Source organism: Streptomyces caeruleatus (genome assembly GCF_001514235.1).
GTDB classification, from domain to species: Bacteria; Actinomycetota; Actinomycetes; order Streptomycetales; family Streptomycetaceae; genus Streptomyces; species Streptomyces caeruleatus.
The window spans coordinates 306,062-329,921 of the sequence record NZ_KQ948933.1; the positions used below are offsets into that span (position 1 = coordinate 306,062).

The 23,860-nt window shown below is 68.5% G+C and carries 17 protein-coding genes, 1 tRNA gene and 2 pseudogenes; 11 read left to right on the forward strand and 9 right to left on the reverse strand.

Annotation, left to right across the window (positions count from 1 at the left end; all coding sequences use genetic code 11):
- Positions 1–26: 26 nt before the first annotated feature.
- Both AQJ67_RS29305 and AQJ67_RS29315 read left to right on the forward strand, forming a co-directional pair.
- The gene (locus AQJ67_RS29305; protein ID WP_062722307.1) at positions 27–821 is read left to right on the forward strand and encodes a maleylpyruvate isomerase family mycothiol-dependent enzyme; all 795 of its coding nucleotides are present in this window, start codon (positions 27–29) and stop codon (positions 819–821) included.
- A 161-nt stretch (positions 822–982) separates the two neighbouring features.
- Positions 983–2,042 (forward strand): annotated as a pseudogene (locus AQJ67_RS29315) (transposase).
- 432 nt (positions 2,043–2,474) lie between these two features.
- Here AQJ67_RS29315 and AQJ67_RS29320 read toward each other — a convergent pair.
- The 3 genes and pseudogenes from AQJ67_RS29320 to AQJ67_RS45745 form a co-directional block, all read right to left on the reverse strand.
- Positions 2,475–3,944: an ATP-binding protein gene (locus tag AQJ67_RS29320; protein ID WP_425264192.1), complete on the reverse strand. Its 1,470-nt coding sequence runs from the start codon at positions 3,942–3,944 to the stop codon at positions 2,475–2,477.
- A gap of 11 nt (positions 3,945–3,955) precedes the next feature.
- Positions 3,956–5,632 carry an NAD(P)/FAD-dependent oxidoreductase gene (locus tag AQJ67_RS29325; RefSeq protein ID WP_062722311.1) on the reverse strand — a complete coding sequence of 559 codons (1,677 nt, stop codon included), beginning with the start codon at positions 5,630–5,632 and terminating at the stop codon, positions 3,956–3,958.
- 96 nt (positions 5,633–5,728) lie between these two features.
- Positions 5,729–6,015 (reverse strand): annotated as a pseudogene (locus tag AQJ67_RS45745) (VOC family protein); the annotation flags it as partial.
- A gap of 217 nt (positions 6,016–6,232) precedes the next feature.
- On the opposite strand from AQJ67_RS45745, the gene AQJ67_RS29330 reads away from it, so the two are divergent.
- The 3 genes from AQJ67_RS29330 to AQJ67_RS29340 all read left to right on the forward strand — a co-directional run bounded on the left by AQJ67_RS29330 (position 6,233) and on the right by AQJ67_RS29340 (position 10,159).
- Positions 6,233–6,469, forward strand: coding sequence for a hypothetical protein (locus AQJ67_RS29330; protein ID WP_159058847.1), 237 nt, complete (start codon positions 6,233–6,235; stop codon positions 6,467–6,469).
- Between the two features lie 315 nt (positions 6,470–6,784).
- Complete coding sequence (locus AQJ67_RS29335) at positions 6,785–9,265, forward strand: Mu transposase C-terminal domain-containing protein (RefSeq protein WP_062722313.1); 2,481 nt, start codon at positions 6,785–6,787, stop codon at positions 9,263–9,265.
- A 285-nt stretch (positions 9,266–9,550) separates the two neighbouring features.
- Complete coding sequence (locus tag AQJ67_RS29340; RefSeq protein ID WP_062722314.1) at positions 9,551–10,159, forward strand: hypothetical protein; 609 nt, start codon at positions 9,551–9,553, stop codon at positions 10,157–10,159.
- Between the two features lie 222 nt (positions 10,160–10,381).
- On the opposite strand, the gene AQJ67_RS29345 is transcribed toward AQJ67_RS29340, so the two are convergent.
- Complete coding sequence (locus tag AQJ67_RS29345) at positions 10,382–10,783, reverse strand: helix-turn-helix domain-containing protein (protein ID WP_079056246.1); 402 nt, start codon at positions 10,781–10,783, stop codon at positions 10,382–10,384.
- 152 nt (positions 10,784–10,935) lie between these two features.
- Here AQJ67_RS29345 and AQJ67_RS29350 point away from each other — a divergent pair, with 152 nt between their 5' ends.
- The 6 genes from AQJ67_RS29350 to AQJ67_RS29375 all read left to right on the forward strand — a co-directional run bounded on the left by AQJ67_RS29350 (position 10,936) and on the right by AQJ67_RS29375 (position 17,598).
- Positions 10,936–11,757 (forward strand): hypothetical protein, encoded by an 822-nt coding sequence (locus AQJ67_RS29350; protein WP_062722315.1) that lies wholly within the window; start codon positions 10,936–10,938, stop codon positions 11,755–11,757.
- Positions 11,758–11,985: 228 nt separating this feature from the next.
- Positions 11,986–12,912, forward strand: coding sequence for a hypothetical protein (locus tag AQJ67_RS29355; RefSeq protein WP_062722316.1), 927 nt, complete (start codon positions 11,986–11,988; stop codon positions 12,910–12,912).
- Positions 12,909–14,432: a hypothetical protein gene (locus AQJ67_RS29360; RefSeq protein ID WP_244190627.1), complete on the forward strand. Its 1,524-nt coding sequence runs from the start codon at positions 12,909–12,911 to the stop codon at positions 14,430–14,432. Before AQJ67_RS29355 ends, AQJ67_RS29360 begins: the two co-directional genes overlap by 4 nt.
- A 240-nt stretch (positions 14,433–14,672) precedes the next feature.
- Positions 14,673–14,745: transfer RNA gene (locus AQJ67_RS29365), tRNA-Arg, on the forward strand.
- 740 nt (positions 14,746–15,485) lie between these two features.
- A complete protein-coding gene (locus tag AQJ67_RS48690) occupies positions 15,486–16,193 on the forward strand; it encodes a hypothetical protein (protein ID WP_208615062.1) in 708 nt (235 codons plus the stop codon).
- Positions 16,194–17,031: 838 nt separating this feature from the next.
- On the forward strand, positions 17,032–17,598 hold the full coding sequence (locus AQJ67_RS29375; RefSeq protein WP_062722318.1) for a Uma2 family endonuclease: 567 nt from the start codon (positions 17,032–17,034) through the stop codon (positions 17,596–17,598).
- Positions 17,599–18,005: 407 nt separating this feature from the next.
- On the opposite strand, the gene AQJ67_RS50245 is transcribed toward AQJ67_RS29375, so the two are convergent.
- The 5 genes from AQJ67_RS50245 to AQJ67_RS29390 form a co-directional block, all read right to left on the reverse strand.
- A complete protein-coding gene (locus tag AQJ67_RS50245; protein WP_279616908.1) occupies positions 18,006–18,140 on the reverse strand; it encodes a hypothetical protein in 135 nt (44 codons plus the stop codon).
- Between the two features lie 93 nt (positions 18,141–18,233).
- Positions 18,234–18,407 carry a hypothetical protein gene (locus AQJ67_RS47840; protein WP_159058848.1) on the reverse strand — a complete coding sequence of 58 codons (174 nt, stop codon included), beginning with the start codon at positions 18,405–18,407 and terminating at the stop codon, positions 18,234–18,236.
- A 142-nt stretch (positions 18,408–18,549) separates the two neighbouring features.
- On the reverse strand, positions 18,550–18,972 hold the full coding sequence (locus AQJ67_RS29380; protein WP_062722319.1) for a roadblock/LC7 domain-containing protein: 423 nt from the start codon (positions 18,970–18,972) through the stop codon (positions 18,550–18,552).
- The gene (locus AQJ67_RS29385) at positions 18,969–20,951 is read right to left on the reverse strand and encodes a nitrate- and nitrite sensing domain-containing protein (RefSeq protein ID WP_244190628.1); all 1,983 of its coding nucleotides are present in this window, start codon (positions 20,949–20,951) and stop codon (positions 18,969–18,971) included. The genes AQJ67_RS29380 and AQJ67_RS29385 overlap by 4 nt, the downstream gene beginning before the upstream one ends.
- Before the next feature lie 763 nt (positions 20,952–21,714).
- On the reverse strand, positions 21,715–22,983 hold the full coding sequence (locus AQJ67_RS29390; protein ID WP_062722320.1) for an SNIPE associated domain-containing protein: 1,269 nt from the start codon (positions 22,981–22,983) through the stop codon (positions 21,715–21,717).
- Positions 22,984–23,860: the final 877 nt, after the last annotated feature.

Below are 23,860 nucleotides of genomic sequence, written 5' to 3' on the forward strand. Positions count from 1 at the left end.
AGATCACCTTCATTGGGGAAACGACCATGACCGAAGCCACAGACCGGATCATCGACGCCCTGCGCAGCGGGCACGACCACCTCGCCGCCGTGGTGCACAGACTCACCGCCGCCGATCTCACCCGCCCGTCCGGCGCGTCGGAGTGGGACGTCTCCCAGGTGCTCAGCCATCTGGGCAGCGGCGCCGAAATAGGCCTGGCCGCACTGGAGGGCGCGACGGGCGGTACGGGTGCCCCCGACGGCGACTTCAACAAGTCGGTGTGGGCCCGCTGGGACGCGATGACCCCGGCCGAGCGCGCCGAAGGCTTCGTCACCGCCAACCAGGCGCTGGTCGAACGCTACGAGGGCCTCGACGCGGGGGCCCGCAGCGACCTCCGGATCGACCTCGGCTTCCTGCCCGCGCCGGTGGACGTCGCGACCGCGGCGGGGCTCCTGCTCAGCGAGCTCGCCCACCACTCGTGGGACATCGAGGTGGCCTTCGACCCGTCGACGCCCCTGGCGTCCGCCGCGACCGGGCCGCTCCTCGACCAGGCCGGCATGATGCTGGGCTTCCTCGGCAAGGCGGACGCCCTGGAGAACCGCCCCGTCGCCGTCGCGGTGCACACCACCGCACCCGAGCGCGCCTTCGGTCTCTCGGTCGGCGAGACGGTCGCGCTCACCGGCGAACCCGAGAACGCCGACGCCGTGCTGACGGCCCCCGCCGAGTGGTGGCTGCGACTCGTCGCCGGCCGGCACGCCCCCGCCCACACCCCGTCCTCCGTGACCCTCACGGGCGACACCGTCACCCTCGACGACCTGCGCAGGATTTTCCCCGGGTTCTGAGCCCGGCGGCGAGGCAACGGGCACGGGAACACGCCCTGGCCCGCGTGTTTCGCTCGGGGTCGTGTCCGGATCATGAGCGGCACAGCGAAAGTGCCTTCCGACCTGGGACGACAGGGCTTGTCCAAGGCTTCTGTCGTCTCGCGGGGGAAGGCACTTTCCGCGTGCACACCACCGGGTCACGTCCGCGACTTGTCGTCTCGGCCGACGGTCGCGGGGTGGTCAGCCATGCCGGATCCCGTCTGCCGGCCGATCTGGCCGAAGTCACCGGGCTGGCCAGCGCCTTCACCAGCGCGTTGCGTCGGCTGCGGCCGCGCGGCACGGGGCACGCCCCTGGCCGGGTGGCGGTCGACCTGGCCGTGATGCCCGCCGACGGCGGCGAGACCATCACTGACCTCGCTGTCCTGCGTGACCAGCGCGAGGTGTTGGGCCCGGTCGCCACCACACCCACCGCCTGGCGTCTTCTCGCCGACATCGGCCCTCCCGCACTGGCCGCCCTGCATGAAGCCCGGGCCACCGCACGCGAAATCGCCTGGCTGCAAGCCGCCGACACCCGCGACGGCATACCAGCGTCCCGCGCGGGCGGGCGCGACCTGCCCTGCCTGGTCCTGGACCTCGACGCCACCCTGGTCACCTGCCACTCCGAAGGAGCAGGCAGCCGCCGCCTACAAGCGCGGCTTCGGCTACCACCCGCTGCTGTGCTTCCTGCACCACATCCGGGCCCTGCCCGACCGGGTCTGGCACCCGGCCCTGGAACAGGACGGATCCCTGCGCGACGGAGCAGAGGCCGCCGAGCTGACCGGCATGATCGACCTCACCGGCTACCCCGACGGCACCCGCGTCATCGTGCGGCGTGAGCGTCCCCATCCCGGTGCCCGGCTGTCCCTGTTCGACTTCGACGAAGGCATGCGCCACCTGGTCTTTCTCACCGGCACCCCGGTCACGGGTGGGGGAACCGCGCAGCGCCTGGAGGCCCGCCACCGCGCGCATGCCCGCGTGGAGGAGCGCATCCGCCTGCTCGTCTGGACCCAGGCCCTGCTGTTGGACAGCGAGTTGGCCACCGCCGAGCCGAAGAAGCTCCGCTACCGGCTGCTGCCCGCCGCCGCCCGCATCACCCGCGGAGGCCGCCGACTCTGCCTCCGGATCTCCGCTACCTGGCGTTGGCGACACGAGCTGACCAGCGCATTCACCCGCCTCGCAGCCCTGCCCCGGCCAGCCACCTGACCCGCAGCACTGTCCCTGCCCATCCGCGACCCGAGGAACCCATGCCCGCCCCTCGACCAGCAACCCAAATGGCGGCAGTCGGCTTCGTTGGTCTCGATCTCGTACAGGGCTGTCGTCACCACGGGGCGCTCACGTCTTCGAGGAGGGTCGCCAGGAGCTCGCAAGCGTCGTCCTCGTGCGGGGTCCCTGTAGGAGGCGTGATCGCTGACGTGGAACACCGTGTCCTTCGCGGTGACCGTGTACCTGGGCCGACGTGAACGGCGCGTAGTGCGTGGGTTTCATGCCGACGTCGTCGGGGATGTCCAGGCCCGCCGCGCACACCCCGGCGTCCCCGGCGATGAGCACGGCACGGGCCTCGCGGACACGAGACGGGTCAGCTCGTCGTCCCGGCACCGCTGGGCGGGACGCTGGGGTCGATGCCGGTGTCCTTGGTCATGAGGGCTCCTGGGCCGGGTCGGGGACGGTATCGGGCTCGGTGTCGGGGTCGGTGGCGGTGAGGGGGAGCAGCACCTGGAAGCGGGTGTCGCCGGGTACGGACTCGACTTTCAGGTCACCGTGGTGCTTGTTGACGACGATCCGCCAGGAGATGTCGAGCCCCAGCCCGGTGCCCTCGCCCACCGGTTTGGTGGTGAAGAACGGGTCGAAGATCCGGCCGCGGATCTCGGCCGGCACTCCCGGGCCCGTGTCGCGGAACTCCACCAGCAGCCGGTCGTGCACCAGAGCGGTGCGTACGGTCAACGTCCCTTCGCCGCCCGCGCTGTTGATGGCGGAGACGGCGTTGTCGATCAGGTTGGTCCACACCTGGTTCAGCTCGGCAGGGTAGGCCGGAATCCTCGGCACCGAACGGTCGTACTCCTTCACGACCTCGACCTGCGGACCGATCTTGCCCGACAGCATCAGCAGCGTGCTGTCGAGGAGTTCGTGGACATCGGCGACCTGGTAGGGCGCGCGGTCCAGCTGCGAGTACTGCTTGGCGGCGTCGACGAGGTGCGAGATACGGGTGGTGGAGTCCTCGATCTCGGACATCAACAGCTCGGTCTCGACCGTGTAGGTGAGCCACCCGATGGCACTCGGCAGGATCTCCTCCTGGTCGCATGCCGCCGCGATCTGCTCCAGCCAGTCGACGTCGAGACCGCCCTGCACGAAGATCGGCGCGATCTGCCAGCCGTTTGGGACACCGTGGTCGTCGAGCCAGTCGGCGAGTTCGTCCTCCCGGTCGGACGCTTCGAGCGGGCTCAGTGCCGGCGCCTTGGAGACCCGCTCGGCCGTACGCTCCTGGAGGTCGACCAGGGCCTTCAGGGCGTCGTGGTGATAGTCGCCCGAGGCGATGACGCCGAGCTTGTTGCGCATGTGCGCGACCCGGTCCCTGAGCGAGGAGGTGGCCCGTACGGCGGCCGCGGCCGGGTTGTTGAGCTCGTGGGTGAGACCCGCGGACAGCGAGCCCAGCGCGAGCAGCCGTTCGCGCTGCCCGACGGCCCGCTGAAAGGTCTGCGAACCGAGGGCGAGCCCCTCCAGGAGATGGACCGCCATCGGAAACCACTCGTGCATGAAGTTCGCGAACGATTCGGCGGGCAGGACGAAGAACCGCGTCGGCTCCGACACCCGCAGCGAGTTCATGTACCGCTGCGGTTTCCCGTCCCCGACGAACGCCATCACGGCCCCCGCGTACACCCCTGGCTGGGACGTGCGGCTCACCTCGATGTCGTCGCTGCCCACCCGGCGCGACATGACGACCGTGCCCTCGATCATCACGTAGAAGCAGGTCGCCGGGTCACCTTCGGCGAACACCGGCCCGGGGTCGAACAGTTCGACCCGTCCCTCGCTGCACAGCCTGTCGATCTGCTCGGCGCTGAGCTTCTCGAAGAGGAACAGCGAGCTGATCTCCGCCGCGCTGCACGGCATCGGCCGCCCGCTCACGACTGCTCCAGGTACCGGTGGACGAGCATTACGGCCATGGCTCCCTCTCCGACGGCGGACGCGACCCGCTTGGCGGACTCCGCGCGCGCGTCCCCGGCGACGAACACGCCGGGGATGCTGGTCTCCAGGTGGTACGGCGGCCGGTCCAGCTCCCAGGTGGCCAGTGGCCGCCCGTCGGCGGTCAGATCGGGCCCGGCGAGGATGAACCCGCGCTCGTCCCGCAACACCGTGCCCTCCAGCCAGTCGGTCAGCGGGGCCGCGCCGATGAACACGAACAGCCACTGCGCGTCGACCCGTTCGGTCTGACCGCTCGTGGTGTCGCGCAGCGTCAGCTGTTCCAGGTCGTTGTCGCCGTGCGCGGCATCGACGACCGTGTGGGCCCGTACAAAGATGTTCGGCGACTGGGCGATCTGCTGGATCAGGTAGTGCGACATCGACGCGGTGAGGTCCGCTCCGCGCACCAGCAGGGTGACCGACTTGGCGCCCCTGGACAGGTACATCGCGGCCTGTCCGGCCGAGTTGGCGCCGCCGACGATGTACACGTCGTGGCCCTGGCAGGCGGCGGCCTCGGTGAGCGCGGACCCGTAGAACACCCCGCGGCCCGACAACTCGTCGGCACCCGGTGCCTCCAGTTGCCGGTAGGAAACACCGGTCGCCAGGATCACGCTGTGCGCCGCGATCTGCGACCCGTCCGAGAAGCGCACGGTGCGGGCCGCGCCGTTGACCTCCAGGCCCGTCACCTCACGGGCGGTGAGGATCTCGGCGCCGAACTTGGTGGCCTGGCGTCGCGCCCGGTCGGTGAGCTGGCCGCCGGACACCCCGTCCGGGAAGCCCAGGTAGTTCTCGATCCGCGAACTCTGCCCGGCCTGACCGCCGGTCGCCGACCGCTCCACGAGCACCGTACGCAGGCCCTCCGAGGCCCCGTACACCGCGGCACCGAGTCCGGCCGGGCCGCCGCCGATGACCACGAGGTCGTAGAAGTCGGCCGTCGGGGTCGTCGCCAGGCCCACATGGGCGGCCAGGTCGGGCGCCTCGGGCTCGACCAGGGGGGTGCCGTCCGGGGTGATCACCACCGGCAGCCGCTGCCCGTCCTGGCCCGCGGCCGTCAGCAGCCGCTGTCCTTCGGGCTCCTCGGTGGAGTACCAGCGGTACGGCACCTGGTTGCGGGCCAGGAACTCCCGTACGCCCGAGGAGCGCGCCGACCAGCGGTGGCCGATCACCTTGGTGGCGGGCACCGGCTTGTAGTCACTGCACCGCCACGCCTCGAGCAGGTCGTCGAGCACCGGGTAGAGCTTCTCCTCCGGGGGGTCCCACGGCTTGAGGAGGTAGTGGTCGAGGTCGACGACGTTGATCGCGTCGATCGCCGCGTTCGAGTCCGCGTACGCGGTCAGCAGCACGCGCCGGGCGCCCGGATACACGTCCATGGCGTGTTCGAGGAACTCGATGCCGTTCATCTGCGGCATGCGGTAGTCGGCCAGAATCACCGCCACCAGATCACCGCGCAGCTTCAGCTCCCGCAGCGCCTCCAGCGCGGACTCACCGGACTCCGCGCGCACGATCCGGTACGACCCGCCGTAGCGCCGTCGCAGGTCACGGGCGACTGCCCGGGACACCCCGGGATCGTCGTCCACGGTCATGATGACGGTCCGCGCAGCGTCCGCGGCCTGTGCCATACGAACTCCCACCCCGAGTGATCGGATCACCAGCAGGCGCCGGCTCGGTGCCGGCGTCGCCTTTCAGCCATCGTATGTTCGATCGCCCCGCTCCGGTTAGCTCCGCCGCGAGCCGAGCACGCAGAACTCGTTGCCCTCCGGGGCCACCAGTGTGGTCCAGGACTGCTCTCCCTGGCCGATGTCCGCGTGCCGCGCCCCGAGGGCCGGCAGCCGGTCGACCTCGGCCTGCCGGTCGTCGGGCCGGAAGCCGAGGTGCAGCTGGTTCTTGACGGTCTTCGCCTCGGGATGTGGACGAAGAGCAGGCCGGGCATCGGGGCCGGCCGGATCTCGTACTCCTCGGGGGAGTCGACGACTGCCCAGCCGGGGGCATCGGCCCCGCAACGGGGCGGTCGGCTGCTGGCCCCAGCCCTGCTACCGGGTCTGGGACGAGACCCACGGTGTCCTGACCGGCAACAGACCGCACTCCGTCGACGAGCAGACCAAGCGCCTGAACGAAATCGTGCAGGGCCGCAAGGCCACACGAGCCTGACAAACGCCCTGCCTGGTCGCGTGTCGACCCGTCAGGGCGGAGACCAGGCGGCCCCTTGGGCGATGTGCTGGGTGCCCATCGCCCCTGGGGCCACGACCCCCACCCTCATCTCCAACGCCCGCCTTCGAGACCGGCTCGATGAGTCCCTGAGAGAGCAGCGGATCAGTGCCGTCCGTCACGTCCTCGAATGCCGTCGCCACGACGTGCGCAAGGAGTTCGCCCTGGTGCCGTTCTTCGGGTCGGACCCGTGCGACAGGTCGCGGCCGCTCCCAGTCCCGCATGTGCTGTTCTGGCTGTCGGCTCTGTGAGGTCGGTCTGGCTGGCGGTTTCCTGCACGCCGAGCAGCCGGGCCGCTTGGCCGCACCGCACCCAGACCTTCACCGGCCGCGTCCCCCGGGGGGCGACCGTCCCCGACGACAGACTCCCCCATGCCGTCAGCGTTCATCTCGCCGTCCCAACCTCATCCCGGACAACGAGATCGCGGGCGCGCTCCGTATCCGTCCTGCTCGTAGCCCTGTCGGCGCTCTTTCGCCATATTGCTTAATTCTTTTTAGTTTTATGGGCAAGGTGGGCGCATGGTGGTGGGCCTGCCGTCACCATACGACACCGCGTGAGGAAGGCCGATGGAAGTGTCGTGGCCCCCGCGCCTGGGCCTGGGCGATCAGGTGCGGTTCGAGGGTCGAGCTTGGGTGGTAGCCGGTTTTGAGCACGGCTTGGTCCAACTGACGGATCCACTGGGCAACATGGCCAGTCCCAGGGTTGCGGAGCTGGTGCTGTCCGCCGACTTTGAGGTTGTGGAGCGTGGCTCCCGTGTGTCTTCGATCCGGGTCCTGCCGGCATCTGACGCGGTCCTCGCTCAAGCCCGGTGGTGGGAACGGCACATCACAGAGGTGATCAGCGGCCTTCCGCCCGGTTCCGCCCCTGATGCCGCGCCCCGCGCCGAGTACGATCCAGCGCTCCGCTCGCTGAGCGAGAGGGAGGCGGCCAAGGCCGCCGAACTCACGGCGGCGGGGGTGTCCGGGGCGTCAGCGCGTACCGTTCGGCGCCGTCGCCAGCGGTACCAGGCTCAGGGGATTGACGGGCTGGTCGACGGACGTGCGACGCGGAAGCGCGCTCCCGGGGCACACCAGGACCCGCGCGTATTGGAGATGCTGCTGACGCTCATGTCGGACGACACCCGGCAGGGGCACACCGCGTCGGCCGACGAATACCGGCGGTTTGTCGGTCTCATGCTGGACAAGGTCTACGGCAGTGGCGCCGTGCCGCTGCCTTCGCGGTCCACGTTCCAGCGGCTGGTGAAGACGGTCCGGGAGCAGCACGGCGGCGCACGTGGCGTCACCGTGATCGATGAGAAGGGAATCAGGCTCTCCCGGCCTGGCGAGCGCGTACACGTTGGCACCTTCCGACTGGCTCTTCCCGCGCACCTTGCCCGCCCCTCCCTGCGGTCGGTGCAGATCACGGTCGCGGTCGATGAACTGACCCTGACCATCTGCACGTTGATGGTCCACACGTCGCCTCATGAAGTGGACGGGCCGACTCTGCTGGCCCGTCTGTGCGGTCCACCTGCTGCGCGGGCTGTGTCAGGCAGCGGCGAGGGGCGCGAGGTCGCGCCACTGATCCTGCCCGAGACTCTGGTACTCGACGGGTTGCGGATGCGCCGGGAGCGGGCGTTCCTGGACGAGTGCCGCGCCATGGGCATCCGGGTCGAGGCGCGCCGCCCGGTGACAAAGGCAGCCGGGGAGCACATCACCGGCAGACTCGCCGCTCTCTTCGGCGCTGAGCTGACGGCGCTGACGCGGCAACCCACTCATGACGACACCTCACTCATCACCTGGTTGCAGGACCGGGCCGAGCAGTGGGCGGAGTCAGTCTGGCAGCACCAGCCCCAGGCCGGGCTGCAGGCGGTGGGAGGCCAACGAAACGCCACACCGTCTTCGGCATACGCGACCTGCGTCGCCAGGCTCGGGTGGGTACATCTGCCCCTGGGCGGACACACGGTACGGCGCTTGTTGCCCAGCGTGACCCGTCGGGTGACGGACAGGGGCGTGTTCGTCAAGCGGCGCCGCTACTTCCACGCCCGACTCGCCTCGTTGCAGTCAACTGACCCCGTAGAAGTGCGATTTGACTCGTACGACCTGCGTCAGGTGTGGGTGCGGACGGGTGCCGAATCCTGGTTGCAGGTGCCTCTGGCCAGGAATGCGTCGGGACAACTGCCCTCATGGGGCATCTGGATGAGCGGCGACGCCACACGCGGCGTCCTGCCTGATGCCCCCGCCCGGAGGCCGTCGCGTGCGCTGGACTCTGTCCAGGAACGGCTGTCGTACCACGCTCAACTTCCCGTTCTACGCACGCCGTTCCTGCAGGAGGTGCTTCGGCTCGGCGACCGACTCGCCGTGCTGAACCGGACTCCTGCGGGCGGGAGACAGGGCCTGTTGATCACTGGCCCACCACGCAGTGGAAAGACCACTGCCTTGCGGGAACTGAGCCGACACGTCGCTCGCATGAGCATCAGCGGCTTACCTCTTGGTCCGGCCGTCTACCTCCGCCTTCATCCGGCCGACAGAGACCGGACAGCCCTCCTCCGGCTGGGGAAACTCGTCGGTCTTCCTCCTCTCCCCCGTGGGATGAGCACCGCCGCCGTCTCCGAGGCGGTACAGGAGGCCTTGATCGCATCGGAGACCAGCTTGGTCCTGGTGGACGACGCCTTCCCTGAAACCCCGATTCGCCGGGCATCAGGCCCGGTTGAGATGCTGCGGTTCCTGGCCGATCAAGTACCGGCTCTCTTCGTCTATGCCAACGAGGACAGGGAAGAGACCCCGTTCGCGCCAGACCAGGGGGCAGGTCAAGGACGTCTGACTCACGTGCAGGCAGCCCCAGTGCCGTACGGGCCGGATTGGGGACACCTGGTCGAAACCCTCGACAAGGCCCTCCGCCTGCGCCATCACCAGCCCGGCTCCCTGCTCCAGCTGGCACCGGCACTGCACCACAGGACTGGCGGCTGGCCAGGAGCCCTGGCCCACCTCGTGCGCTCCGCCTCCATCGACGCGATCCTCTCCGGGCGTGAGGAGGTCACCGAACGGGACTTCAACCCCATCACGGCGTGAACGGCATGGCATCACAACCCCGCAGGGCATGGCAGTAAGCCTGAAAGACCAGGTTTGATGAGCAACCCCGGATGCTGATGACGCTTAAGACTTGCATTCGTGCTCCATCAGCGATGCGGTCGGGCTCCTCTGCCTCTTTGCGTCTGGTGACAGGCGAGGGGCAGCAGGTCTGTCTGGGTGCAATACCGATCGAGTATCCGCCATCCCCGCCCGGGTCTGACCGTGTCTGTCCTCCTCTGCCATATGGGCAGACGGCCTGCCTGACTCACCTCTACTGTGGCTCCCATGAGTCAGCTCGAAGGTCACCTGCCCTCGGCGGACTGGGTGGCTCAGGACCTGGAGCAGATGCTCCGCGAGTGCGACGCGCTCATCGAGTCCCATGAAGAGCAACTGCGCCGGCTGCGCGAGTCGATCGCCGGGCTTGAGGCGGAGCTTGAGCATGCCCGCGGCAATCGGGACGAGGCCAGCCGTGTTCTGGAAGCCCTGCGCGCGGCCGTGCGGGAGGGCCAGCAGCTGCGCGCCACTCGAACACAGTCGCCCAGTCCGCACCTGCGCGTTGTCCCCGACTCAGGGAGTCCGTCCTTGCCTCCCGCCGATTTCGAAACCGGTACGCCCGAGGCCACGCAGCTCCCTCCTGGAAATCCGGTCGTCCTCATCGGGGGAGCGCGATCCGTGATCATCATGAAGGTGATCTCGACGGACGGCCAGCGGGAGTGGAGCGCTCGGGCAGTCACCGAGGCCCTCGGCGAACCCGCCGATGCCGTACGCCGAAACCGCTGCGTGCTGGACAATCTCTGCAAGCGCGGCGTGCTGGCCAAGAGCGAGAGGCCCAACCGCGAGGGCAACGGCAAGAGCGTCTTCTACCGGCTCGCGGCCCCCTGGCAGGCCGCTTGACCCCAAGCCGACGCCGCCCGTGAGCCCGAGACCTCAGCCATAACTTCACAGCAAAAGACCGCCGCCGTGCCTGGCCTCCTGGTTGGTAGCCCTCTGGCCTGGACACGGCGGCGGTCAGCGCCCTTAGGTCGCCGTCCTCGACGCTACCGGCTTCCGGTGGCGCGCACCGGGCGTTCGGCCAACTCACCCCTGAAGGGTCGAACAGTCATGCCCGAATGCCCATTACGTTCGAGGGCGGCGTTCCTCGCGTTCCGCCGTGTCCACATCCCGCTGCCGGGTGATCCCCTCGACCTGCGGCTGCACCCTGCGCCCGCTCTCGTCCCGCGGCCACTCCAGATGATTGGGCCAGAGTGGCTCCCCGAGAGCACCCTCCAGATTCGCCACCGTCAGCAGATCGGGCCACACGACGCCGGCCAGCACGTTGGAGATCACCTGCCGATTGACGTCACTCGCCTGGGCCAGCGCGTTGGCGCTGATCTTCTGACGCTCCATGGCCTCCGCGAGTGCGCGGGCCACCGCCTGGGCCACCTGCGCTCCGAGATGGTGATCCATCACGGCGTACGGCCAAAGGCCGTCGACGACGTACGTGTGCGGCTTCTGGGCACGTCGAGTTCCTCCAGGCATGTGAACAGTGTGACGGAGGCGCCGACAGGATGCGCCCCACCCTCAGGCATGCTACTCAAGCAGCAAGATCTTGTGAGGGTCAACGCCGACGTTCGTACCCGAGAGATTCCCTACGGTGGCACGAACGGGGCTTGCGAGGAGGGAGCCGAGCGGTGACGAGCACTCGCCGGAACACCCCCGTCCCATCCTCAAGGCCCCTCCCGACGGACCGGGTCCTGGCTCATGAGCATCTGGCGATCACCCGCGCCTCGTGCGCCGCCAAGGGCATCTTCGTCGCGCGCGATCTTGAGCAGGTCACCGAGGTTCCAGCCCGTCGCTGCGGGCTCGTCCTGGCCTTCGTGCGCGCGTATGGACTCATCGAGCAGGCACCAGGGCGAAGCGCCTACCGGCCGACCAAGGCGGGGGAGAAAGTCGCCCGGGCCTGGGAGGCAAGCGAGGAGAAGGGCCTGCGCGCACTGCGCGAGGCCTGGGCAAAGTCCTGGTTCGCCCGGGGCACGAACAGCCGCCTGGCACAGGGCCCCGCTCTGCGGATCGGTCTCGCGGGCAAGCTGATGAAGCTCTCCGAGGCCGACGAGACGCAGCACCGCAAGGTGGAGATCCTGGTCGACCTGATGGTGGCCGTCGGCATGCTGCGTGTCGAGGACGGCGGTTACCTGCGCTGGAACGAGAGCGCCGCTGTCCCGAAGCCTCGTACCGGGTCCGGGACGGTAACCGCCGCCTCGGAAGCAGCCGATGTGCACGTCGATTCCCCGGACGAGGACGCCGAGTCCGCGGCCCTCATCCCCTCACCCCGCACGCACGCTGACGTGCCGTCGTCCAAGAGCGCGAACGAGGACCTGATCCGCCTGCTCAGCCCGCCGGTCCTGCTGGCCGACCTGGCGCGCCTGTCCGCTGAGGACATGGTCGCCCTCCACGGCCACCTCCATGGACTGGCGGCGATCCTCGCCAAGCTGAGGGGGCCGTCCATGACATAGACCGCCATACGAACAGCAGGTCCGGCAGCGCCGCATCCCTTGGCCGGGTGGCACTGCCGGACCCCCGCCTCCACCACTGCTGCGCGCGGCACGGCCGCGCGTCCGAGGGGCTTCGGCATGCCCTCACACAAGGCGAGGGGCACTGCCCACGGTAGCGGGCTCGGGCCCCTTCGCCTCGCCACTTCACCGCGCAGCCGCACGCGCGCGGTCGGAAACGGGAAGGTGCCCGTGGCCAGGACAAAGATCAAGAACGCTCTCCTGTCCGTCGCGCGCGTCTGGCGGCAACGCGCCGCCGACGGCGAACTCAGCCTCGAGACCGTCATCCTCTACACCCAGGTCGTCGAACGCCTCCTGCGCTTCGCCGAGGCGCAGGGCGTGACCTATCTGGACGACGTCTCCGCCCAGCTCGCCGCGTATTTCATCGATGCGCCCGGCCATGACCGCCACCAGGGCATCATCCTGAACCCAGCCGCCGGCACCCGCCGCCAGCGCCGCTCCGCCCTTGAGGCGCTCTTCACAGAGGCACGGGCGCTCGGGCTGACCCGAGCGGCTCCGCTCGTCGACCTTCCACCGATTCCCCGGAGCCCTCGTAAGCAGGGAACCGAACTGACCGACCCAGACGTGCAGTTGCTCCGCTTCCACGCGGAACGCGGCATGCCCGCCACTCGCCATGCCGCCCTCTTGGCCCTGCTCCTGGCCGGGCTGCACACCGCGGAGATCGCCTCCGCGACAACGGACGACCTCGACCTCACCGAAGCCGAGGTCTGGACGAACGGTGCCACCCGAACCCGCGGCCGCAGCTGCCATCTCGACGAGTGGGGCGTACAGGTGCTGTGGCTGCGCCGCACCCACCTCCTGCGCGGCACGGAATCCGGACCGCCGCCACGCCTGGTCACCGCGGCTTCGTCGGCCTACCGCTCGCAGGCCAGCGTCTGCTCCGGATTCGGCGACATCGCCCGTCGCAGCGGGCTCGCCACTCGCGAGCGCAGGGTCGAGCCCAAGGACGTGACCCGCTACGTCGCCCGCAAGATCTTCTCCGACACCGGCCAGCTCTCCGAGGTCGCCCGCCGTCTGGGGCTGTCCTCCCTCGACGCCGCCGCCGCGCTCGCCGGCCACCGGTGGAACCCCGGGGACGCAGGCGGTGAGGTGGCGTGACCGCGACCACGAAACGCTCCCGCCGACGGACCAAGGGGAAGACCACCAAGGGCCGCGACTGGCTGGTGGGCCCGATCCCTGACGACGTCTTCGGTTCCGCCTCAGACCCCGCGCCTCAGCCAGGCCCGCAAGCGCCCCCGCTCGCGATCGACGAGCGGTTCGAGTACCTCCTGAGCAATCCCGACCTGTTCGAGGCGGTCCGGCAGACACTGCCCGCCCGCGATCCCGGCAGCGTCGGACGCCCGCCGGGATACCCTCCGTACATCTACTTCGTCTTCCTCTGCGCAATTTCCGTCTTCGGCTCGGCCCGCAGCACAGCACGCCATCTCCAACGAGATCTCTGGTGGAACACGGTGCGCGAAGCCGTACGCAAACACCTGGGGCCAGGAGAAGCCGATTCCCTCAAACCAACCGGCCCCAGCCTGAGCCAGTGGAACTACTTCTTCAAGAACCACCTCAAGACACACATGAATGCCGTACGTGACGCAAGCCGGGAACTATGGATCCGCCAAGCCCTCGACATGGGGATGATGGCGGAATCAAGGGCGCGCGGAAGCTGGATCTATCCCGAGCGCGACCAGGTCATCCACGGCGACGCAACAGTTGCCGCACCACCCTCCAAACACACGCAGCACGAAACCGTAGACAAAGAAACAGGGGAAATTCGGCGTCATCGAGTAGACCCAGACGCCAGTTACACCACGGAGGGCGGAGGACGAAGGGTTTACGGAAACAAGTTCCTCTCCCTCGCCGTCCGCGTGGCGCGCACCCCGCACAGCCGAGTCATCCTGGCTCTGGAATCCGTCCGCCACAAGTCGAAAAAGCGCGACCCTGAACGGGAAGACGAAGGCGCCGCCGTGGTCCGGCTCGTCCACCATCTCCTGAACAAGGCGCCCGGCATCCGTGCATTCACGTATGACACCGCCCTCCGCGGCGTCCATCGAGCCCCTCTGATTGCAGACGGAATCGTCGTTTTCACCCGCCAGCACGGCGGGCTGGCGCCTCACTCTCTCCAGCGTTACGAAAAGAATTACAAAAACGGCAAGTGCAGCCATTACCTCTATACCGCAGAGGGACGGGTTTGCGAGCGCCACATCACCGTGGACGGCGAGACCTACTACGCCCCGCTTCCCGTCGAAGAACTGGAACGCCGAAAGCAGAAGAAGAGTCGCTTCTACCACCGCCTCGCCATCCCATGCTCACGCGGCGATCACGAATTGCGTATTCGCGTAGACGAAACCAAAGAGGATCGAGAAATCGACCCGTCCAGCCAAAAGCCTCGTTTCAACCGGGCCGAACATCTGAGGCAGATCCCACCCGACACACCAGCCGGTCGCCGACTCCTGGGATTCCGGCAGGACAGCGAGTCGATCCACTCCCGCTTCGACCAGGCCTACCCGCACAAGCGGGTCCCCGCCTACGGTGCCAACGCCGGCCTGTTGATCTACATCGGCTACGCCTGGGTCAACAACTCCATCACCCGGGCCCTGGGCCAGAGGCCGTTCGGCCTCGCGGCCTGACGCCATCGCCCCGAGGGCTGTCACCTGTCCCGGAGCCTCCCACACCGGAGCCATCCGCCCGATCTGACCTGCCACCCGCAGCCAAGATGACCAACCTTCCAGCCGCCGCAGTGCCAGCCGCTACACTGTGGGCGGTGGCACAGCTGCAGGCCAGCCATGCCGCCGCACCACTGCCGGGAACACGTCTGACGCCCGCATCATCTGGGCACTAATTTCAGACACGTTTTCCGACAGATCCCCGCCTTCGTAGCTCAGGGGATAGAGCACCGCTCTCCTAAAGCGGGTGTCGCAGGTTCGAATCCTGCCGGGGGCACACGACTAAGGGCCAGTTCAGAGGCTTGATCCTCTCGAACTGGCCCTTTCGCATCATCACGGCCGTGCCACGCCTGTGCCACAAGCTCCGCCAGGAGGCCGCGACCACCCCGTTCCTCGCGGACAGCCAAGCCGACTGCCTCACATCAGGCGCAGGTTGCTCGCGCGACAGCTCCACCATGGGGCACCGCACCTCCTCTGAACCTAAGCCTCATCAGTGCAGCACCTCAGCACCTCGGTCCGCGGGCCCACGGTGATCCGCAGTTCACGCTCTGGCTCATCTAGGGCCGATGCACCAGACCAAGCCTGATTCCCACCATGACCCACACCACCAGGCCCGGCCCAGGAGCTAGGCACCGCCTCATGGTCAACAGCCAGTGATCCGCGCGATCCCTCGAAGCGCTTTCATCCAAAGCAGGTGCGTCACGGCTGAGGTCGGCCGCCTCCACAGGCCGTAGATCGGCCGCCTCCACAGGCCGTAGATCGGCCGCCTCCACAGGCCGTAGATGGTGGGGCCGTCCGTGGCTGGGGCGGTCGGCGTAGCGACTTTGGTGGTCAAGATTTACAAGCGGGCGCTGCACCTTCCCCGCATTGGCCTCATCCAGGAGGTATCGCCTAGACCGTTTTATTGATCTATAAGCGTGTTTCCACCTGATCATGCCTATGCTCCAGCGCGCTCCGGTCAAGCTCGCATCCGGGCTCGGGGAACCACCCGAAACTCGTGGAACAAGGAGCACCCATATGAGTCCTGAGCACAGGACGACCTCACCGCTTGAGCCAGCACCTCAAGACGGATTCAAGAACCTTCGCAAGCTCGCCGCGATTGCGACGGCGGTGACGGTCGCAGTAGGGACCCCGGCGGTGGCGGTCGCAGCCGGCATGACCTCTCAGAAGGACGCGACGTACGTCACCGACCCCCACTGCGACCATGACAAGCCGGGCAAGCACCGCGGCGACTGCCCGACCAAGAAGCCCAGACCTACCGTTACGGTGACAAAAACCGTGACCGCAACCCCGACCGTGACCGCCACCGTGACGGCCACCGTGACGGCGACGGCGACGGCGACGGCGACGGCGTGCGGCACCGGCGTGGACTCGACGAAGCCGAACGGCAACGAGCAGTTCCTTGCCGCGCTCAGAAACGGGGTGCCGTTCGCCGGTAGACGCACCACCAACATGAACGACCCGGACAACCCGAACATCGTGTCGGGCCCGGCCAACACTCCCGGCTGGACCGACCTCAGCACGATCGCCGGCTTCCCCACAAACTCCACGGTCTGCGGCATCTCGGTTGACGCCCAGGGCAGTGACGCGTTCTACAAGATCATCACCCAGGACGGCACGGTCTTCACCCTGCATTGCGCTGCCACAAACGCCCTCGTGTGTCCCGCCCCGGCACAAGGGCAGCTGCCTGCATCGCAGTGGGTAGCGGTGGCACCTCAGCCCTGATCGCCACAACTCGTGATGCTGGGAACCGCAGGGAGCCACCGTCTCGAGTGAGCGTCCTACAACACAACGGCCCCTGACCGACTTGACCGGTCAGGGGCCGTTCACCGGTGCGGTGGATAGAGGCCGATCGTGCCCTCACCGTGCCCGTTCGAGAAGTAGCCAAGAAGGAGCAGTGGGGAACGACAGCAAGCAACCAAACGGATACGGGCCAGCCACGAAGCAGTGCCGTCTCTCGGCTGTGGCAGTACAGCAGCGAACTACCGCAACCCCAGCAACCGACTCTGCCTAACAGAGCCCCACCAGGCCGCAGCACGGCCGGTATGACCCTCACCGACCGGTCCGTATAGAGCTACGGATCAGAAGTTCCCCGTGCCACACCCGTGCCGTCTCCAGTGGGGAGTCACGGGGAACTGCGGTAGCCGACGGGTAGCTGATCGCGTGTCCTCCTGTCTGGACGCCTCGCGGGTCAGAGCCACACGCGCCTCACCTCACCCCTAAAGCGGGTGTCGCAGGTTCGAATCCTGCCGGGGGCACCACGCGTTACCGCTCTGAACTGGGGTTTTTCCCTCAGGGAAGCGGGTTCTCCCGGTCCCACCGCGTCCAGGCTTGGTCGGGAGGGACATCGGTCACTGACTGCTGATCGCGCGGGATGCTCCGACCGCGCCCTTGGCAGCCAGGCCCCAACCGGCCCCGGTCCTCACTTGTCGCGGGGCTCGCTGGCCGGATGCCGGCCGACGGGGAGGGGCATGAATGAGATCCGCGTGCTGTACAAGTGGCGGACAGTACGCTGAATGCAGCGCGGGATCGGGCCCGCAGCCCAGTGGCCAGGAGGTGCTTCATGACGGCCGAGATGGTGGCCCCGGCGTGGATGCATGAGCAGATCACGGCGCAGGAGTACGACTCCTGGTCCGAGGAGCAGTGCGCGGGCATCGAGATCGTTGACGGGATGGTCGTCGTGAGTCCGAGTGCGTCCAAGCGGCACAATCGGCCGGCCCGGATTCTGGCGAACGCCCTGGATGCCGCCGCGGGCCCGGAGTGGAACGCCGACACGGGCTTCGACGTGCGGCTTCAGGACGTCCCTCTCACCAATCGCCGCCCGGACGTCGTCGTGTACCGCGCAGACACGATCGACATCACCCCCACCCGCCCCGAGCACGTGCTACTGGTCGCGGAGGTGGTGTCGCCGGGCTCGGAGACCACCGACCGGATCGTGAAGGTCGACCAGTACGCCAAGGCAGGCATCGGCTTCTACTGGCGCATCGAGCAGGCCGCGACAGGCGTTCCCCTCGTGTACACCTACGTTCTCGACCCCGCGACGAAGACCTACCGGGAGGGAGACGTGTTCACCGGCGTTCTCAAGGTAGCGGCCCCCTTCTCAGTGGAGATCGACCTCGGCCAGGTCTGACCACGCGCTGCTCAGCAGCCAGCAGCGCGTGAGCGATGCGTGAGCGGACGGCCCGGTCCTCGGAGTGATCTCCGGGGGGTGTTTTCTGTGTGCGGGGGACGAACGGGGGACAGAGCGTCAGGCGATTCTCCCCGGACGGCAGCTCCAGCGGGGAGTCACGGGGAACTGCGGTAGCCGACGGGTAGCTGATCGCGTGTCCTCCTGTCTGGACGCCTCGCAGGTCAGAGCGCCTCACCTCGCCCCTACGGAGCGCGGGTGCCCTTGCGCCCGGTGGACAGAAGGGCACCCGCGCTCGCGGTGCGCCGGCCTCAGTGCCGGTATATCTCCGGCCGGGCGCGCGACGCCTGGCACGCACTCCCCCAGAGGGGGAACCTCCAGCCACGTTGCCGGAGGTATGGCACAGGCTCTTACCTCGGGTCCCGCACCGTGCCGGTGACCTCCGGCCCCTGCACCTCCTGGAAATTGTCGTCTGTCGTGATCAGTCGCAACCGGACGGACTCCGTCGGCTCTGTCACCCGGTCGGCGATGGTGGGCACCTTCACGTCGACGCTCCGTTTGCCCGCGGGAATCTCGAACGACAGGCGAGGTTCGTCCGGCAGCCTCGACAGCGCACGCTGTGGACTGGCGGAGACGTCCTAGTTCTCCTTCAGCCACGCGGGAGCGACGTCCTTGGTGGACAGTTCGGTGCCACGGCGGACGGGCAGGATCCGCAGGTCTCCGTACAGGGTCTCGTCGGCGGGTGAGGACAGGGTGATCCGCCAGACCAGGGGTTTGCCCTCGGCGACGGTGCCGCCCAACACCACCGGCACCAGCTGGTGAGAACCACAGAGAGGGCGTTCCCCCAGGCCAAGCATCCTGCAGTCGACGCTTGCGCAGGTCACAGCCCCACCCAGGGAGAACTGATCTGTCGCGGATACCTGGTCCTGAGACGCGAGTAGCCGAAGCGCAGCGCTACTGTCCCGCGGCCAGGGGAGCGGAGTGCAGGTCGCGTACCAACTGCGGGGTGAGCAGTTCGCCGGCGCGGTCGGCGAGGACGGCCATTTCATAGCCGACCAGGCCGACGTCGCACCCCTCGGCGGCGAGGACGCCAAGGCAGCTGCCGTCGCGAACGCGACCGACCATGAGGAAGCCGCCGAGCATTTCGATCATGACGAGCTTCATGCCGTGGAAGCCGTGTACCGTCGCCGCGTTCTGGGCGAGGCTGGTGATTCCGGAGACGACAGCGGCGAGGTGGTCGGCGCGATCTCGGCCCAGGCCGTCCGAGGCGGCCATGAGCAGGCCGTCGGCGGAGACGGCGACGGCATCGGTGACGCCGTCGGCGGTGCGTGCGAACTCCGAGATGAGCCAGCCGAAATTCTGGACGGCGGTGGTCACGATGACGCTCCTGGTGTGCTTTGGGCCTCGGCACGGGCGACACCTGCTCGGAAGCCGTTGAGCAGGGAGGAGACAGCGGGTCTGGTGGGCGAGGTGGCGGGGCCCGCCACGGGGGCGAGCAGGCGCCGGGGGAGGGCGAGGAGTGCGGACAAGCCGCCGCCAGGGGTGTCGAAGAGGTGGACGTGGGTGCCTTCACCGAGGCGGTGGGCGAGCCGGCCGACGACGAGGTGGCCGAGGAACCGGGCGGGCGCGGCGAGGAAGGCCCCTTCGCCGGCGTCGGAGAGGCGCGCGTTGGCGCGTTCCCTGTCGGCTTCGGACATGCCGATGCCGTGGTCGACGACGGCGAAGCAGTAGGTGTCGTCCTCGGTGTCGTGCCAGCCGTGCACCTCGACCGGTTCGACCGGTGGCGAGAAGGTCAGCCCGTTCTCGATGAGTTCCGCAAGGAGGTGGGCGACATCTGCGACGGCGTGCCCACGCACCCGTACCGGCTCCACGGTCGCGATCAGGACCCTCCGGTACTGCTCCACCTCGGCAACGGCGGACTGGACGACTTCCAGGCCGTCGGCAGGTGCCGCCGTGGGCCGCGGCGGATTCAGCCCGGCCAGGACCAGAAGGCTTTCGGCGTTGCGCCGCATACGAGTGGCGAGGTGGTCGAGTTCGAAGAGCTCGGCGAGGGCGTCCGGGTCGAGTTCCTGCCGTTCCAGGCGGGTGATGAGACTGAGCTGACGACGCACGAGGTTCTGGTTGCGGCGGCCGAGGTTGGCAAGCGATTCGGTGGTGTTACGGCGCAGGCCTGCCTGCTGGGAGGCCAGGCGCAGGGCGGTGAGTTCCACCTGCTGCAGGGACGCCGCGACCTCAGCGATCTCCGCCGCGCCACCCAGCAGACGTGCATCGGAGTCGTCCGGTGCGTCCGCCGGCGGGAACAACTCCCCATGGTCCTGCGGGGACTGCTGGATCCGGGCGACGGTTGCGGGCAGCCGGTTCCGCGCCACGTCGTGGGCGGCCTCGGCGAGCGCGCCGAGCGGGCGCGTGAGGGAACGGGAGGCGAAGGCAGCGACGCCCGCGACGAGAGCGGCCATGACTGCTCCCGCGACGAGATAGGCGACGAGGTCGACCTCGGCGTCGTGGCTGAGCAGGTCGGCCCGGTCCCTGGCGTCGTCCCCGACCGACTGCTGAACGGCGTACAGATCGTCGACGAGTACGGTCATCGCATCCCACCAAGCGCCGGCGTCGGCGTCCAGCGCGGAGCCGTCGGCGGCGGCTTCCGCCCGGTTCTCGTAGCGCGTGGCGCGTTCAGCGTCCGTGGTGCTGAAAGCCTTGTTCAGGGCCGCGCGCTGCGGCGCGGTGGCGACCTGCCGGAAACGGGCGAGGGCGGCGACGCGGGTGGCACGTACCTCGGTGAAGGTGAGGTACTCGCGGCCGTGGAAGCCGCCTTCGGCGAACACACCGTTGAGGAAGCCCCGTTCGAGAGCGACTGACTCCTTGGCGGCGGCCAGTTCCCGCAACGCCGCGATCTCGTCGCGTAGTCGCCGGTCGGCGCCGGTCGCGTTCTCCGCCACCGGGTCGACGGCGTTGAGGGCGTCGATGGCGGTGGTGTAGAAGGCTAGAGTGGCGGTCCGGTCGGCGGGGGGCGAGCCGACGGTGCCCCTGTCGGCGGCGGCACGGATAGCGGCGAGGCGCCGCATATGCCGCTGCATGACATCCTCGACGGCGGGTTCGGAGCGCATTCCGCGCAGCGTCGTGTTCACACGCTTGCGCGTAGCGGCGAGCGGTGTGCTGAAGCCTTTCTCACCGCCCAACAGACCGTTTGTCAGGCCGCGTTCCCGTTGCAGCTGGTGTACCAGCTCCTGGACCCGCAGGCTGAGGCCGACCTCGGCGCGGGTCGTACGGGCGTCACCGAGGGCCTCGGCGCGGCCGTACACCGCCAGACCGGCTACCGCCAGCAGCAAGCAGATCGGGACCGTGATGACCACCGCCACACGGCCTCTGATGCTGCGCCAGCCAGGGAGCGGCCTGCGGCCGGGAGCGGTTCGGTCGCCGTGGCGGCGCGCTGAACCGCCAATGGCGAAGCCGCCCTTGCCGATTGCGCCGAGGCTGCCAGGCGGCGGCCGAGATGGCGTCCACACCCTCATGTCACGAAGCTAGACCGAACGCCGTAGCAGCCGGTTTCCGACCTGTTAGACCCCGTGGGAACTTCAGTTGCGCCGCCCTCACACCGCAGGCCAGAAGACTGTGACCGGGCAGGGCGGGACAGGTGCGGAGCGGACGGCAGGAGCAGGCGGGGCCATGGAACCCGCCCATGGCCTCGGGCCGTCGGCATCCGCGCCTGACACCGGCATGGGCGCCCTACGCTGTCTCGCGCCCTCCTGCGCCGCGGACGCGTGAGAGGCTCCGTGAAACTGGACGCTGTCCCGGATCCGCATCGTGCCCACGGACGATCAGGTGGCGACATGCACTCCTCGCGGGACACTCCGTGCAAGTCGAGAAGGTCTGACGAAACGCCGCCCGCGCTGCACCGAGACCACTCGCCGGCTCCCCCGAACAGCCCATGCCCACGTCGGACGGCATCCACCGGCACGTATCCAGCGCACATGGGACCGGGGAAGCACTGCGAACACATGGGTTCTGCCGAGGAGTGTTTCCCCTGGCCAGACACCCGTGGCCCTCATTACCGCAGGTCAGCGCCTCGTCTCGGGAAACCTCCCAAAGCGGGTGTCGCAGGTTCGAATCCTGTCGAGCCCGTCAGCGCCCGGCAGCGGTCTGGCTGGCCCTCCACTCAGGAGCCTCGGGCGTGTCCTGGAACTCCAGGAGGTGCTGTCCGGCGAACCGCTGCAGGGCGGCGCGTACGTCTGCCGGTGTGACGTAGAAGAACTCCCGGCGTAGGTTGACACGGTTGACGCGGCGGGACTCGAACTCCTGGTGCAGGCGGCGTTCCAGGCCGACGGCGTCCTCACTGAAGATCAGGGCGTGTACGTCGAACCGGAAGGGGACGGACGCGTCCCCGAGTTCGATGACGCGGTCCATGGGATCGAGGCGCCGGGTCATACCGATCTTGACCATGCGTTCGCCGAACGCTCCGACGTTGGAGATGACGTAGACGTATCCGGCCCGGATGTTGGCCTCGCGGGCCTCTACCGCTCCCAGTTCGGCGCCCAACTCGGCGAGTTTTCCTTCGAGTTCGGCGATTGCGGCCGCATCGCCGGTGCCGGAGCGCAGGCGGCGCAGGGCGCTCTCGTAGTGGCTGCGTTCCTTCTCCAGCCGCTGCCGCTCGCGCTCGATCTCGCGCTGCAGGCGCTCCTCCTCGCGCTGCTGGGCTCGTAGCTCTCGCTGCTCCTCCCGCTCGGTCTCCTTCCTCACCAGGTAGTCGGCCGTCAGCTCCAACTCCTGGACCCGCAGCTGGTGGTAGTCATCGCCGATGCGGATCTGCATGGTGGCGCCGAGCCGGGCGATCGACTCCCGTGTCTTGCCGAGCCGGTCGATCAGCGAGTCGAGCCGGTGCGGCTTCATGCCGCGCACCGCGTTGTCCGCCTCGGCGTTGTACGCGCGCAGCATCAGCTTGGAGAAGTCACGGACCATCTTGCGGCCCTTGGCAGCTGAGCCGTCCACCATCCAGTACTGGTTCCCGAGCACTGCCCGATCGTCCCTCGCCAACTGCTTGTAGCGGGCCTTGAGACTGTCGAGCCGGTCCTTGTAGGCGAGCGCGTCGGCGAGCGGATGGCGGTACTCGTAAATGCCGGCCTCTTGCAGCATCCGAGTCTCGTCGGTGAGCACCAGATCCCGGCGCGCGGCCATGAGGCGCTGTTCGGCCTCCGCCGTCTGGCGAGCCATGTCCTCGGCTTGGCGGCGCACGTCGATCAGGGACTGCGCGGCGCTCTCGGCGGCGTGCTCTGTCTTCTCGTCGAGGAGAGCGTCGATCCGTCCGATCTCTTGGAGCTTCTCCTCATGCGCGCGGCGCAGTCGCTGCTGCTCGGCGGCTATCTGAGCGCTGTCGGCTCCGATGAGACGACTCAATTGCTCCGTCAGGTGACGGTTGTCTTCGTGTAATCCGCGTACCTGTGTTTCCATCAGCGCCAGTTCGCCCGCCAGACGCGCCGCCTCGGACTCCGCTTGCTTACGGCGCCGGCCGAACAGACCCCCACCTGTGGCCGGGGCCGTCGCCTGGGGGCCGTAGGGGGACTGCTGAGGAATGGGTGCGCTCGGCTGCGGCGCGGCCCCTTCCGGGATCCAGATCTGCCAGCCTGGGGGTGTGGGCCATGCGGGATCCGGTTCCCAGCCCGGTGGCGGGCTCCACCCCTCCGGCGGGGCGGGCCAGGTGGGCGGCGGGTTGAACCGGTAGGTCATGGGGCAACGACTCCTGTCGCGAGGGCGAGAGACGGCCGGCGTAACCCCGATGCCGTCCGGCAGCCAGCCGGCCGAGTCGAACGTACTCGGCCTTGTGGACCTTCGTCCTGCCATCTCCTGTTTTTGGCCCTCCTGGCAGCAGATCCGACCAGGTGGGTAGGCCGCAGGGAGCCGTTAGACACCGGCCGCTGTCAGGACGGCCCACTCCAGGTCAAACGCGGTCATGGCGGAGTTTCCCCAGGTCCCGAACTTGCTCAGAGAAAACTCCTAAAGCGGGTGTCGCCGGTTCGAATCCTGCCGGGGGCCCAGGCACAACGCGCTACCGACCTGACCTGGGGTTTATCCCCTAGTAGGGGCTCTATTCGGCCTCGGACTCATCGTCCGGGGCGGTTTTGCGTGGGCGACGGGTACTGCTCGGCCTGCAGCGGGTCTCTACGCAGGTCTGGACGTCGGTCCCTTTCCCCTTCCGGTTCAAGCCAGTTCCCGGTTCAGGCCAGGCCGAACTTCTCGGCGTGCACCAGTCGCGCAGGGAGGCGTGCGCCCGTCG

Coding starts and splice junctions, on each gene's coding strand:
- AQJ67_RS29305 (WP_062722307.1), top strand. CDS start 27: ATGACCGAAGCCACAGACCGGATCATCGACGCCCTGCGCAGCGGGCAC.
- AQJ67_RS29320 (WP_425264192.1), bottom strand. CDS start 3,944: ATGCCGTGCAGCGCGGCGGAGATCAGCTCGCTGTTCCTCTTCGAGAAG.
- AQJ67_RS29325 (WP_062722311.1), bottom strand. CDS start 5,632: ATGGCACAGGCCGCGGACGCTGCGCGGACCGTCATCATGACCGTGGAC.
- AQJ67_RS29335 (WP_062722313.1), top strand. CDS start 6,785: ATGGAAGTGTCGTGGCCCCCGCGCCTGGGCCTGGGCGATCAGGTGCGG.
- AQJ67_RS29340 (WP_062722314.1), top strand. CDS start 9,551: ATGAGTCAGCTCGAAGGTCACCTGCCCTCGGCGGACTGGGTGGCTCAG.
- AQJ67_RS29345 (WP_079056246.1), bottom strand. CDS start 10,783: ATGCCTGGAGGAACTCGACGTGCCCAGAAGCCGCACACGTACGTCGTC.
- AQJ67_RS48690 (WP_208615062.1), top strand. CDS start 15,486: ATGAGTCCTGAGCACAGGACGACCTCACCGCTTGAGCCAGCACCTCAA.
- AQJ67_RS29375 (WP_062722318.1), top strand. CDS start 17,032: ATGACGGCCGAGATGGTGGCCCCGGCGTGGATGCATGAGCAGATCACG.